We start from the raw sequence: 13,171 nt of genomic DNA, 5'->3' as shown, positions 1-13,171 counted from the left end.
GGCAACTGATCCGATCACCACGGCGGATCAGTTCGGGGTGGCGATGCAGGGCGAGACGAACAGGTTGCCGCGCCACGCACCGGCGAGCGTCTTGGCGCCAACCAGCAGCCACATCGCCGCGAGCGCGATCGTCAGCACCGTGCCGACGATACCGAAGAAGCCAAGGTTCAGCGTCGTGCCGAGGCGGAAGGTGGCGACGGTGTAGACGCCGAGCGGGAAGGTATAGCCCCACCAGCCAAGGTTGAACGGGACGCCGGCGCGCCAGTAGCGGATGGTGATGAGGGTCGCGAGCGCCAGCCACCAAAGGCCGAAACCCCATAGGCAGAGCCCAGCGACGACGCCGATCCCTTGTGCAACGGTACCGACACCGGCCAGCCCGTGCGCCGCGAGGATCGCCGGCGCATCCGTCCCGAGCACCAGCATGCCCAGAGCACCCGTGCCGATCGGCCCCAGCGCGAGCCAGGAGGATGCCGCCATGCTCTCATGCGGCAGCTTATGGAGCGCCATGCGCAGGATCAGGATGGCGAGGATGCCGAACGCGACCGGCACCGAATAGGCCCACAGCACATAGGATGTCGCAAGGGTTACTAGCTGCGCTTGCGCGTCGGTCAGATGCGGCGCGAGCAACCCGCCGCTGGCACCCGCCACTTCGGCTGCGACGACCGGCAGCAGCCATACCGCGGTCATGCCGTCCAGGCTGTGCTCGTGGCGGGTGAACATCAAATACGGGATCAGCACGCCGCAGGCGAGCGACATGGCGACGTCGATCCACCACACGATATGGGCGACCGGCACGATGCCGTTACCGAACCGCGCGATCCCGAAGGCGAGGCATCCGTTGATGATCGTCGCCAGGCCCATCGGGATGGTCCCGATGAACATCGACACGGTGTTGTGCCCGAAGATGCGCCGCGCCTCGTGCCCGAACATCGCCCAGCGCGCGCCATAGAGGCCGGCGAACAGCGCGAAGAGCGCGATGTTGAAGAACCACAACACCTCGCCGACCGGCTTGAGCGAGGGGCCGATGCCGGGCATCTGCGGCAGCGCGAGGGCGAGGATACCGGTGCCCATCGTCGCGGCGAACCAGTTGGGCGTGAACTGGCGGATCATCTCGCGGGGGTGATCGAGCCGGCTGAGCGGCTTGAGGCCGCCAAGAACGGAATGCGTGTCGGCAGTCATGCGACCTGCTCCTTGATGAGGTCCGTCAGCGCGTCGGCCGCGCGGGTGCGATAGCGTTCCTTGTGGCGCAGCGCGTGAAAGGCGCGATCGGGCAACCCAAGCGGCAGCTCGACCAGATCGCCGGCCTTGAGCGCGCGTGCGACGACCAATCGCGACAACACAGCGACGCCGGCACCGGCCTCGACCGCGGTACGCACCGCCTCGTTCGACGGCAGCGTCATCGCTACCGTCAGCTGGGCCGGATCAAACCCGCGCGTTCGCAGTACGTCCTCGAAGGTCGAGCGCGTGCCCGAACCCTGCTCGCGGACGATCCAGCGTGCACTGCGCAGCCAGTCCTCGTCGACGCGCCCGGTGTCCTCGCGGCCGACCAGCACCATCGGATCACGCCCGACATGCCAGTGGGCGAGCGCCGGTTCGTCCACCTCGCCCTCGACGAAACCGAGCTCCGCCGCGCCGCTCAGCACCTGCGCTGCCGCGCCCTCGGTGTTGTCGATCGCCAGCTCGACCGCGATCTGCGGGTGGAGTTCGTGGAAGGCGGCGAGCTTTGCCGGCAACCAGTAGCTAGCGATCGTCTGGCTGGCGACGATCCGCAATGAACCACGGGCAAGCCCGGCATAGTCCGCCAGCATCGTCTCGGCATGCGCTGCCCGCCCCAGCACCGCGCGCGCTTCCTCCAGAAAGCCGCGGCCTGCTTCGGTCAGCTGGATGCCACGCCCGACGCGGTGAAACAGAGGAACCCCGTAGCGCGCTTCGAGGGCAGCAACGGCGCCGGAGGCAGCGGACTGCGTGACGTTCAGCGCTTCCGCTGCCTTGGTGACGTGTTCTCGCTCGGCGACACCGACGAAGATTCTGAGCTGCTCCAGGGTCATGCAGCTTACATCGCGCAATCTGATCGATACGACCAACCGTTTGATCTGTTTGTTCCAATCTGGATATCGGAACGATCGGCAACCCTTCGTCTGCGATAGTCTCGAAGACCTGAAGCGATACGCGCGCCCGCAGCGTTTAATCGTCCATGACCGATATGATCGAGCGCAAATCCGATCCCCTTAACGCCGAGCCGACTCCCGGCGCGCTGATCGAGCGGTTCCTGACGCCGCAGGCGCTGTTCTACGTGCGCAGCCACGGTGCGGTGCCCGATCTGTCCGCCGATCACCAGATCGAGGTAAGTGGCATAGGCCTGGCAGGTCGCTCCTTCTCGGTGGAGGATCTAAGGAGCGCGTTTGCCACGCGCACTGTGACGGCGGTTCTCCAGTGCGCCGGCAACCGGCGCACGGATCTCCAGCAGGTCGCCAAAACGTCCGGCGACCCATGGGACGTGGGCGCGATCGGCAATGCGGAGTGGACCGGCGTACGACTGTCCGACGTGCTGGATGCCGTCGGTGCGCCGGATGCGTCCGACCTGTTCGTGGCGTTCACCGGCGCGGACGAGGTGGACGTCGAAGGTGAGGAAGCCTTGTTCGGGGTCTCGATCGCGATGGACAAGGCGCGGCAACCCGACGTCCTGATTGCCTGGGCGATGAACGGCGAGCCGCTGACGCCCGAACACGGCGCCCCGCTCCGCATGGTGGTGCCGGGCTATGCCGGGGTGCGCAGCGCCAAATGGCTGACACGGATCGAGGTGTGCGGCACGCCCTCCGACGCACCGATCCAGGCGCATGACTACAAGCTCTTTCCCGCCGACGTGACGAGCGACACCGTCGACTGGAGCCAGGGTCTGACCATCAATGCCATGCCGCTCAACGCCGCGATCTGCTCGCCCGGCTCTGGCGAAAGCCTGCCGGCCGGGGAGGTGCGGATCGAGGGCTATGCCATCGCCTATGATCGCCGCGTCTCTCGGGTCGAAGTGTCGGTGAACGGTGGTCGCGACTGGCAACAGGCGATGTTCGCCGATGATCCGGAGACGCACTGGGGTTGGCGGCGCTGGACCCTCGACGCCACGCTCGCCAAAGGTCGCCAGCACCTTGTCGTGCGCGCCTTCGACGAGGCTGGACAGGGACAGCCCGAACGGCCGGACACGATGTGGAACTTCGCCGGCTACCTGTGCACCGCCTGGCATCACGTGCACGTGCTGGTCGAATGATCGAAGCGTCAGCGGCATCGGACATCGCCTTCTGGATCGATGCGATCGGCCGGCTGATGGTGGCGACCGCGGCCGGGATGGTGCTCGGCTGGGAACGCTCGCGCGAGAACCGGCAGATCATGGGCTTGCGGACGCTGGGTCTGGTCGGTCTGGCGAGCTGCATCGCCGTGCAGGCGATCGTGCACAGTGGCTTGCCGAACGTGAACGCCGATGCCGCAGGACGGGCGATGCAGGGCATTCTGTCCGGCGTCGGCTTCATCGGTGCCGGCGCGGTGCTGCGGGTCGGCCAGGGTCAGGAAGTGCATGGCCTCGCGACCGCCGCGTGCATCTGGGTCACGGCCACGATCGGCGCGGCGGCAGGGTTGGCGGTGTGGCCGCTCATCATCGGCGGGGTAAGCCTTGCTATGCTCGTCCTGTTCGTCGGCGCTCCGCTGGAACGGCGCATCCGCGAGCGGGCCCGCCTGACGCCGGCCGAGGCCGACAGGAAGGATGCCGAGCGCAAGCCCTGATCGCGCTGGACCGCCCAGTGCCTGTCGGCGCTGAGAAGCAGCAAGGGCGCTATCAGGACACCAGCGCCGCATCGGCCTGCCGCCGGACCTCATCGGCAATCGGATGCAGCTCGGCCGCAGGCCGCTCGCCCACCACACTATAGCCGATCCCGTCGACCGCCCATGTGACCCGGCCCATGGTCCCGCTGGACGTGCTGGTCATGCTCGCGGTCTTGTCGATCTGCATAGGCCTCGTCAGCACCGCGAGCTTCGACGCTTGCGGTCCATCGTAGAGGAGTAGTGCCGCAGGGCCGTGGGGCGTTGCGACCAATCGCCCCCCGCCATAGCGGTAACCGGCTGTGCTGAGGTCCGGGATGGTGACGCGCTCACCCAGTCGGGCGGAGGTCCACCGGATCAGCATGGCGCGCTGGTCGGGGCCGATTTCCGCCGGTCGGATCCGGTCGGCGGCATAGACCCGGAAATTGTCACTCGCCTCGTTGGCCAGCGCCGCGATGCCCGCGCGCGGTTCGCCGCTCCACCGCGCGCTCGACCAGCCCCCGCCAAACCCGACCGCCAGCAGAAGCGACGCGGCGATGGCGAGTTGCCAACGCGGTTGGCGTTGCCGTCCCCTGATGGCTGCGACGCGCATCGTCGCCGGAATAGGTTCATCCGCGATGGGAGCGAACAGGGACGCAAGGGCTCGCGCCTGCTCCGCCTGCTCTCGCAAACGGGCATGCACCTCCGGCTGGCCTTCAAGGTAGGCGTCGACCACGCGCTGCCGCTCGGGCGACAGCTTGCCATCGATCCACGCGGCCAGATCGTCCTCGCCGATCGGGCTGGTCATTGCACGCTCCTCAATCGCGGCCGTTCCCCTTCCCGGAGGAGGGTCGCCAGACGGTCGCGCCCCCGCGATATGCGCGACATCACCGTGCCCAGCGGCACGCCGACGACGGCAGCGACCTCCGCATAGGGCAGGCCCTCGACCGAGACGAGGAGCAGCACCGTTCGCTGTTCCTCAGGCAACGCATCAAGCGCGCGCAGCAGGTCGCGGTGGTGCAGGCCTGTATCCTGATCGGCCGGGCGGCCGAGCACGACTTCGTCCACGAGGTGGAGTGGAACCGCCGTACCTCGCCGCATATGCTGCCGCTGATGGTCGACCAACAGGTTGTGCAGGATCGTATAGACCCACGGGCGCACCTCCGCACCCCGTCGCTGTCGCCAGCGCCCGACCGCGCGCTCCAAACAATCCTGCACCACGTCATCCGCCATCGCCGGATCGCGCAACCACGACCGGGCATAGCGGCGCAGACCGGGGATCAGCGGTTCGATCGCAGCGGCAATCGGGTCCATCTCAGTCGCGCTGCACCTGCACGATGCGGCCCGGCGCGCCATTCACCACCTCGGCGACCGCCAGAAAGCGCCGGGGTGCCGCGGTGCTGCCTTGAACGATCTGCCGTATCGGACCCGACGCGTTGACGATCGCCCCACCTGCCGGGTTGCTCATGAAGTTCGCGAGCGGCTCTACCGCACCGCTGCCGTCCGCGTTGGCAGTGAGCACAAGCATGTAGGGCTTCTTGGGCTGCAAACCGGTGACGGCACTCTGCACGACCTGAATGATGCCCTGGTCGAAGAGGGTGATGCTGCTTGCCGCACCATTGCCGCCAACCGGACCCATGTTCAAATGCAAAGCCTTGCCGGCCGTGCCGAGTGGTTGGAGATTGTCGGTGCCGGGGCCTGTCGGGACAGCGTTCGGCACATAGGCGATCGCCTGCGGTGCCTGTCCGACCGGCACGGTGGCGACCACTTTGTTGCCTGTGGTGTCGATCGCGGCGAGTTCATCGGCATTCTCCAGCCCGACATAGATGCGCCGGCCGTCGCCCGATGGCCAGACGCCGTGCGGCATCTTGCCGACCGGGATGGTGGCGACAAGCGCGAAGTCGGACGTGCGGAACACCTTGACCGCATTCTCCCCGCCGACCGTCACATAGGCAAACTGCCACTTGGCCGTGCGGGCGAAGTTGACGTGATTGGTGATCGGCCCGGTATCCAGCACCTTGAGGATCGCGAAAGGCGGCTTGGCATCGAAAGCGACCGTCTTGCCGATGTCCTTCAGCGTGAACCACACCTGCTTGCCGTCCGGCGTCGCGGCGATGTTGGGGCAGAAGGGGGTTGGCTGTGCCACCTGTCCGACCTGCGCGTGGGTTGCGACATCGAACACGGCCAGCACCGGATTGAACGAGGAACAGACATAGCCGTATCGGCCATCGGGCGAGAAAATCGTCATACCCGGACCACCGGGCGTCTTAATGCGCCCGGTCTCCTTGTACGTCGTAGGGTCGAGCACGGCGATATAGTCCTCGCCGCGGACGGTGACCCAGACTTCCTTTCCGTTTGGCGTGAAGAACGCCTCGTGCGGACTGCGCCCGACATAGGTCGTGTGCTTGACGGTGTTGGTGGCGGTGTCGATCCACGACACGGCGTTCGATCCAATCGACACGACCGCGAGCGTCTTCCCGTCCGGCGAGAAGCCCAAGCCGTGAACCAGCACCTGCCCCTTGTAGAGTGGCGAGAAATTCATCGGCTGCGGATCGCCGAGTTTGATGACGCCGAGCAACCGGTTGTCGGCCGGGTCTGTCACCGACACCGTGTTGGAGAATTGTTCGGAGGCATAGACGCGGTCGCGGTGGCTGACAGGCACGTCCTTGGCGTTCCACGGCGCCTGCTGGGCCATGGCAATGCCCGGTGCGGCGCTCATCAGCAAGGCGGCCGAGCGCAGGATGGTCCGGATCATGTCAGTGCTCCATAGGGCTGTGGTGGTCGCCGCCCTGCGTCGGGGCTGGCGTCGAAGGCGGTAGCGGCTGACCGATCGCCAGCTTCATGGCGGCGATCTCCTGCTGCTGATCGATGATGATCTCCTGCGCGATGCGCTTGAGCTGCTCGTTGTGGCCATAGCGCAGCTCTGCAACCGCCATATCGATGGCGCCCTGATGATGCGGGAGCATCATCGCCACGAAGTCGCGGTCGACGTCGCCGGACGGCTTGACCATCATGCCCGCCATCATCCGGTCCATCGCGGCAGACACCATGCTGGCATAGCCATCGGCGGGGGCGGCCGCGACTGCGCCTGTGAGCAGGGCCGAAGCAGTCAGGCTCAGCATCCAATTTCGTCTACGCATAAGCCTCCGGCGCATCAGTCTTGAAAGCATAGACGATGCTCGTCGGAGTTTATTCCATGGGTGAGCCGGTTATCAGCCTTCCCGATCGGAAAGGGCGAGCGAGACAGCGCCGACGTTCTCGGAATCGATGGTAAAATGGGAAAGGAATGAGCGTCTCGTAACGCATGAACTCCGCAGCGTTGGGATCGTACGAGTGAATCTACGCTGCTCGTCGCGTGTCGGGATAGCAATTCCGTCGCCTGTCTGTGTCACAGACTGGCATCCTCACCGCACCCATGGCATCCCGCTGGAATGGCTAACCGTGTCGCCTTGAACGTCTCGCTGACCGCCGAACTCGCTTCTTTCGTGCGAAGTCAGGTGTCGTCAGGCTCCTACGGCAGCGCCAGTGAGGTCGTTCGCGCCGGCCTTCGACTGCTGATAGAGGCAAATACCGGCGCTCCAGCCTCGTCAAACCGATACGATGAGACCCGACGTAAATGATCGACCCGACCATGACCGACACGTCCGATCATGCCCGTATCGCCGAATTGACCCGCCTCGCGATCCTCGACACACCGGCGGAGCAGGGCTTCGACGATGCCGTAGCGCTCGTCCGTACCGTCTGCGATGTGCCGATTGCTTTGGTCTCGCTCGTTGATCGCGACCGCCAGTGGTTCAAGGCCGCATCCGGCGTGACGATCGGTCAGACTGGCCGCGATACCTCGGTCTGCTCGATTGCGATCGAACAGCGCGATCTGTTCGTCATCCCCGACCTGTCGGCCGACCCGCGCACGGCTTCCATGTCGCTGGTGACCGGTCCGGAGCAGATCCGTTTCTATGCCGGCGTCCCACTCGTCACCGACAGCGGGATCGCGATCGGCACCTTGTGTGCAATCGATACCGTAGCCCGACCGCAGGGCCTCGACGAGCAACAACGCGCAGGACTGTTGGCGATCGGCCGATCTGTGACGGCGCTCATCAGCGCGCGCGTTCAGATGCGCACGCAGGAGCGCCGTCATGCGCAGGTGATGAACGACGTCACCGCGCTGGAGAGCATGCTGGATGCGCAGCGGGGCATCTGGCCGATCACCGGGGCAGAGCCGCTGGCTGCCGGACGTGAGCGTGCGGAGGCGATCGCCCGCGCACCGGATCGCGCCGCGCTGTTTTCCGCGATCCAATCCACTCGCATGCCGATGATCCTCACGGACCCGCATCAGCCCGACAACCCGATCATCTTCGCAAACCGCTCGTTTCTGGCGCTGTCCGGCTACAGGGAGGAGGAGCTGGTTGGACGCAACTGCCGGTTCCTCCAGGGGCCCGGCACCGACCCGAGCGCGGTTCGTCGCGTGCGTGAAGCCATCGCCGCTCGCGAGACGATCGCGGTCGATATCCTCAACTACCGCCGCGACGGCAGCACCTTCGTCAACGAATTGTACGTCAGCCCTGTTTTCGATGGCGATGGCAATCTCCTCTACTTCTTCGGCAGCCAGGTGGACGTGACCTCGCTGACGCAGGCCCGGGCTGATCTGCAGGACAGTGAGGCCAGGTATCGTTCGCTGTTTGAGGCGATGGACGAGGGCTTCTGTATCATCGAGTTCCTCGACGGCCCGCACGGCCCGCTCAGCGACTATGTGCATGTCGAGGCGAACGAGGCCTATGAGCGCAATGCCGGCATCGCCAATGTCGTCGGGCAGAAGGTCCGCGAAATGGTGCCCGACGAGGCGGATAGTTGGGTGGCGCGCTACGGTGAGGTGCTGCGCACCGGCGAGCCGATCCGCTTTGAGCAGGAGCTGGTGGCAACGGGTCGTCAGCTCGAATTGTCCGCCTTCCGGCTCGAACCCGCCGAGCGCCGACAGGTCGCGGTGCTGTTTCAGGATATCACCGAGCGGCGTCGCGCAGAGAATGAACTGCGCAGGCTGTCGGATCGACTGGAGACAGAAGTCACGCGCCGGACAAGCGAGCTCCTCGCGAGCCAAGAGGCATTGCGTCAGTCGCAGAAGATGGAGGCGATCGGCCAGCTCACGGGCGGCGTCGCGCACGACTTCAACAATCTGCTGACGATCATCCGTTCGGCCGCCGAACTGCTCACGCGCGCCGACCTTCCCGAAACCAAGCGCCAGCGATACGCAACCGCCGTGCTGGAAACGACGGATCGGGCGGCCAAGCTTACCGGTCAGCTGCTGGCGTTCGCGCGTCGGCAGCCGATGCGATCGGAGGTGATCGACGCCGGCGCCAAGGTCCAGGACATGCTCGATCTTGTGCGCCAGCTTGTGGGCACGCAGATCGAGGTAACGTTCGAGCGTCACGCGTCGGCTTGCCATGTGGAAACCGATCCGGCGCAGCTGGAAACCGCGCTTCTCAATCTCTCTGCCAACGCCCGCGACGCGATGAAGGGAAGCGGTTGCCTTTCCTTGAAGATCGAGAGCGTGGCCGAGGTGCCTGCGGTTCGCCACCATCCGCCTATTCGCGAGCCGCACCTGGCTATCTCCGTCACCGACACTGGCCCGGGCATCCCGGATGCGGCACTGGATCACATCTTCGAGCCGTTCTTCACCACCAAGGATGTGGGCAAGGGGACGGGGCTCGGCCTTAGTCAGGTGTTCGGCTTCGCCAAGCAGTCCGGGGGCGAAGTAGGCGTCCGCTCGTCGGCGCAGGGCGCGATTTTCACCATTTACCTGCCGTGCAGCGTCGCGAGCGTCACCCCTGATGCCGCGGGGGATGAAGAAGGCGATAGGCTACCAATCCGTAACGCCTGCATCCTGGTGGTGGAGGACAATGTCGAGGTCGGCACCTTCTCGACGGAGATCCTGCGCGAGCTCGGCCACAAAACGGAATGGGCACCCGACGCGGCGTCTGCGCTCGCCATGCTCGAGGCGGAACCCGATCGCTTCGATCTGGTGTTCTCCGATGTGATGATGCCCGGCATGACGGGCATCGAACTCGGCATCGAGATCGGGCGCCTCTACCCGTCACTCCCGGTTCTTCTCACCAGCGGGTACAGCTCGGCCGTGGCGGAGGGGGGCACCCAGGGTTTTGAATTGCTCTCCAAGCCCTATTCGGTCGACGAGCTGACGAAGGTGTTGGCGCGGGTCCTGCGCAGTGCCGGGTAACGATATCGCCAAGCGCAGCGGCGTCGTTGATCGGCAGGGATGTCTTCGCGAGAGGGTATCCGTCTACTCCCGTTTCCTTTTCTTGCTTGAACTCCTAAATGTCGGGTTTGGCCTGCCGGGGGGCGGGAGATGTCGAACATCAAAGTCGAGGAAGCGGCGGCAGGAATGGTAACGCACGTCGATAACGTTACACCGCGCATTGCCGAGCTGATTGCCGGGCACCTCTGGAGCAGCACTCCGCTCGGAGCGCGAAGCGCGTGGCCGGCGCCGCTGCGGATCACGGTCGATACGATGCTCGCTTCGCTGCACCCGATGTGCCTGATCTGGGGTCCCGAACGCATCCTCCTCTATAACGACGGCTACGCGCCCATCCTGGGCACGCGCCATCCCGGTGCCCTTGGGCGCCCGACGATCGAAGTGTGGCCGGAACTTTGGTATGACATCGAGCCGCTGATCGACCGTGTCTTTGCGGGAGAGAGCGTCGCCTTCCGCGACCAGCCATTGACCATGACGCGCAATGGTTTCCCGGAAGAGACGTGGTACGATTTCGCCTACTCGCCGGTGCGGGACGACGCGGGAAAGGTTGTGGGGCTGCTCAACGTCACATCGGAAAGCACCGTGCGGGTCAACGCTCAGCGTGACCGCGATCGTACGGCAGTCGAGCTTTCGACTAATGACGCGAAATGGCGTGAACTGTTCGAGACGCTGGAAGAGGGGTTTATTCTCGGCGAGGTCGTTCGCGATCAAAACGGCCGGATCGTCGACTGGCGCTACGATGAGGTCAATAACGCGTGGTATGATCTGCTCGGCGTTGAACGTGGCTGCGCGGTCGGACGGACGGTCCGTGAACTCTTTCCTGGCATCGAGGACGAATGGGTGACGGAGATCGCCCGCGTCGTCGAAACGGGCGAGGCGATACGGTTCACCCGTCAGGTGGGCGATCTGCAGCGTTGGTATGACGGTATATGCCAGCCTGCCGGAGGCGACCGATTCACGGTTCTTTTCCTCGAAGTCACCAATCGTATTCGGTCTGAACAGCGGCGCGAAGCGCTGGCGGAATTGGGTCGGGTTCTGCCGACCATCAGCGATCCCGACGACGTCGTGCGTGCGGCGACCGCGATCATTGGAAGCACCCTTGATGTCGGGCGCGTCGGATACGGCACGGTTGCCGAGGACGGTGAGACCTTCACGGTCCCGAACGACTGGACCAGAGAGGGCTACCCGAGCCTCGCCGGCGCCTACCGCATGGATGATTATGGCGGCTATGCGGAAGACCTCCGCCAGGGTCGCACCGTCGTCATCCCCGACATCCGCCTCGATCCGCGCACGTCGTCCAACACGATGCCGCTGGAGACCGTGGCGGTGCGCAGCCTGGTCAACCGGCCGATCGTAGAGAAAGGGCGAACGGTCGCGGTCCTCTACGTCAATGTCGATGCTCCCCGCGATTGGACGGCCGAGGAACTTGCATTCATCGCCGATGCCGCCAATCGGACGCGGGCCGCGCTCGAACGTCGCCGCGCCGAGCAGGAGGCGCGGGAGACCGCCAGCTTCATGCGCAGCGTCCTTGCCGCGTCCACCGACTGCATCAAGGTGGTGGAGCTGGACGGCACGCTCTCTTTCATGAGCGATGGCGGCATGGAGGTGATGGAGATCAGCGACTTCAATGCCGTTCGCGGGTGTCCATGGCCCGACCTGCTGAGGGAAAACGGCTCCAAACAAGCGCGGGAGGCGCTCGAAGCGGCAAAGCGCGGCGTCACGACGCATTTCGAAACGCCGGCTGACACCTATCTTGGCACAGCCAAACATTGGTCTGTGTCCGTCTCGCCGATTCCTGGCCCCAACGGTGAGGTGGCCCGCATCTTGTCCGTATCGCGTGACCACACGGAGCTTCAGAAGGGTCGCGAGCAGCAACAGCTTCTCAACGGGGAACTGGCGCACCGTATCAAGAACACCATGAGTGTCGTGCAGGCGATCGCCAATCAGACGCTGGGCAAGGCGGAAGACCAAGAGGCTGTCGCTGCCTTCGGCAAGCGATTGGGCGCGCTCGCGTCCGCGCACGACGCGCTGACGCACGACCATTGGTCGACGGCGAAGCTGGGCGAGGTCGCCCGCGGCGCGCTCGAGACGTTCGGCGAGGATCGCTTCACGCTGGCCGGGCCCGAGGTAACGATCGGGCCGCGCGCGACCCTGGCGCTGACCCTCATGCTGCACGAACTCGCGACCAATGCTGCCAAATACGGTGCGCTGACCGTGCCGGACGGCACGGTCGCGGTGAACTGGGCGGTGCGCCGTGAGGCGGATCAGGACGTGCTCCATCTGAGCTGGGCCGAGCGGGACGGCCCGCCAGCGGTCGAACCGACCCGCAAGGGCTTCGGCTCGCGGATCATCCGCATGGGTCTTAGCGGCTCCGGAGGCGTTAAGCTGCGCTATGAAACGCAGGGTCTCACGATGGAGGCCACTGCACCGCTTTACCAAGTCCAAGAGGCGTAGTGCGAAACTAGACGATATGGGACAGTCTCAACCTCTTACACGGTGGCCCGTGCTGGTCGTCGAAGACGAACCGATCCTGCGGCTCGACGCGATCAGCATGGTCGAAAAAGCCGGCTTCGAGGCGGTCGAAGCGCTGAGCAGCGCCGACGCCATTCGACTCCTTGAAGAACGGCTGGACATCCGCCTGGTCTACATGGACCTCGATATGCCGCGCAGTCGCAAGGGTATCGAAATCGCAGCCGCGATCCGGAAACGTTGGCCGCCGATCGAGATCATCCTGACCGCGGCGTATTTCACGCGCGAGAGCGTCGAACTCCCCGAACGTGCCGAGTTCTATCCTAAGCCGGTGGATCACGTAGAGATCGTGGGAGCCATGCGACGGCTGATGGATCGGGAGGCAGCGAAGCCCGTCTGAGAATCCTGCGAGCTATCATCTCTGGTACGCGATTCCCGATTGGGAACCCGTAGCGGGAAAGTAGCCTTTCTCACCATGCCGAGAGGCGTCGGAGGCATCGGCTTTCCCGAAATATGTTCCCAATTGCTCTTTCCCGAAATTGGCATTTTAGGATGGTGACGTGCTCCCCTGAAACTCCGCCAGTTTGAGCTAGAGTCCACCTTCGTGAGGAGATGGATGTGAAGAAGACCAGGTTCAGCGAGGAGCAGATC

Annotated in this window: 12 protein-coding genes; 6 read left to right on the top strand and 6 right to left on the bottom strand. The window is 65.0% G+C overall.

Translation table 11 applies throughout. The features are described 5' to 3' along the window. Positions 1 to 27: 27 nt before the first annotated feature. The gene (locus FHY02_RS13660) at positions 28 to 1,179 is read right to left on the bottom strand and encodes a TDT family transporter (RefSeq protein WP_183923039.1); all 1,152 of its coding nucleotides are present in this window, start codon (positions 1,177 to 1,179) and stop codon (positions 28 to 30) included. Next, complete coding sequence (locus tag FHY02_RS13655) at positions 1,176 to 2,048, bottom strand: LysR family transcriptional regulator (protein ID WP_183923037.1); 873 nt, start codon at positions 2,046 to 2,048, stop codon at positions 1,176 to 1,178. Before FHY02_RS13655 ends, FHY02_RS13660 begins: the two co-directional genes overlap by 4 nt. A 146-nt stretch (positions 2,049 to 2,194) precedes the next feature. Here FHY02_RS13655 and FHY02_RS13650 point away from each other — a divergent pair, with 146 nt between their 5' ends. Both FHY02_RS13650 and FHY02_RS13645 read left to right on the top strand, forming a co-directional pair. Beyond that, entirely contained in the window at positions 2,195 to 3,262 is a 1,068-nt protein-coding gene (locus tag FHY02_RS13650; RefSeq protein ID WP_183923035.1) for a molybdopterin-dependent oxidoreductase, read from the top strand. Then, positions 3,259 to 3,771, top strand: a complete 513-nt coding sequence (locus FHY02_RS13645; protein ID WP_183923033.1) for an MgtC/SapB family protein — start codon at positions 3,259 to 3,261, stop codon at positions 3,769 to 3,771. Before FHY02_RS13650 ends, FHY02_RS13645 begins: the two co-directional genes overlap by 4 nt. 52 nt (positions 3,772 to 3,823) lie before the next feature. Here the strand turns inward: FHY02_RS13645 and FHY02_RS13640 are convergent, their stop codons facing one another. From FHY02_RS13640 to FHY02_RS13625, 4 genes are read right to left on the bottom strand one after another with little or no spacing between them, the layout of a single operon-like run. Next, complete coding sequence (locus FHY02_RS13640; protein ID WP_183923031.1) at positions 3,824 to 4,594, bottom strand: anti-sigma factor; 771 nt, start codon at positions 4,592 to 4,594, stop codon at positions 3,824 to 3,826. Further along, positions 4,591 to 5,100, bottom strand: coding sequence for an RNA polymerase sigma factor (locus tag FHY02_RS13635; protein ID WP_183923029.1), 510 nt, complete (start codon positions 5,098 to 5,100; stop codon positions 4,591 to 4,593). The genes FHY02_RS13640 and FHY02_RS13635 overlap by 4 nt, the downstream gene beginning before the upstream one ends. A 1-nt stretch (position 5,101) precedes the next feature. Further along, on the bottom strand, positions 5,102 to 6,541 hold the full coding sequence (locus FHY02_RS13630; protein WP_183923027.1) for a YncE family protein: 1,440 nt from the start codon (positions 6,539 to 6,541) through the stop codon (positions 5,102 to 5,104). A gap of 1 nt (position 6,542) precedes the next feature. After that, positions 6,543 to 6,908 (bottom strand): DUF305 domain-containing protein, encoded by a 366-nt coding sequence (locus FHY02_RS13625; protein WP_221198647.1) that lies wholly within the window; start codon positions 6,906 to 6,908, stop codon positions 6,543 to 6,545. Positions 6,909 to 7,217: 309 nt separating this feature from the next. On the opposite strand from FHY02_RS13625, the gene FHY02_RS13620 reads away from it, so the two are divergent. The 4 genes from FHY02_RS13620 (at position 7,218) to FHY02_RS13605 (ending at position 12,920) form a co-directional block, all read left to right on the top strand. Continuing rightward, positions 7,218 to 7,406 (top strand): type II toxin-antitoxin system ParD family antitoxin, encoded by a 189-nt coding sequence (locus FHY02_RS13620; RefSeq protein WP_183923023.1) that lies wholly within the window; start codon positions 7,218 to 7,220, stop codon positions 7,404 to 7,406. 11 nt (positions 7,407 to 7,417) lie between these two features. Next, positions 7,418 to 10,015: a PAS domain S-box protein gene (locus FHY02_RS23330; RefSeq protein WP_183923021.1), complete on the top strand. Its 2,598-nt coding sequence runs from the start codon at positions 7,418 to 7,420 to the stop codon at positions 10,013 to 10,015. 129 nt (positions 10,016 to 10,144) lie between these two features. Beyond that, the gene (locus FHY02_RS13610; RefSeq protein ID WP_183923019.1) at positions 10,145 to 12,505 is read left to right on the top strand and encodes a PAS domain-containing protein; all 2,361 of its coding nucleotides are present in this window, start codon (positions 10,145 to 10,147) and stop codon (positions 12,503 to 12,505) included. Between the two features lie 49 nt (positions 12,506 to 12,554). After that, positions 12,555 to 12,920 (top strand): response regulator, encoded by a 366-nt coding sequence (locus FHY02_RS13605; RefSeq protein WP_311731836.1) that lies wholly within the window; start codon positions 12,555 to 12,557, stop codon positions 12,918 to 12,920. Positions 12,921 to 13,171: the final 251 nt, after the last annotated feature.

Source organism: Sphingomonas sp. BK069, assembly GCF_014193405.1.
Taxonomy (GTDB): domain Bacteria; phylum Pseudomonadota; class Alphaproteobacteria; order Sphingomonadales; family Sphingomonadaceae; genus Sphingomonas.
This window is presented reverse-complemented; position numbering and strand designations above follow the sequence as displayed.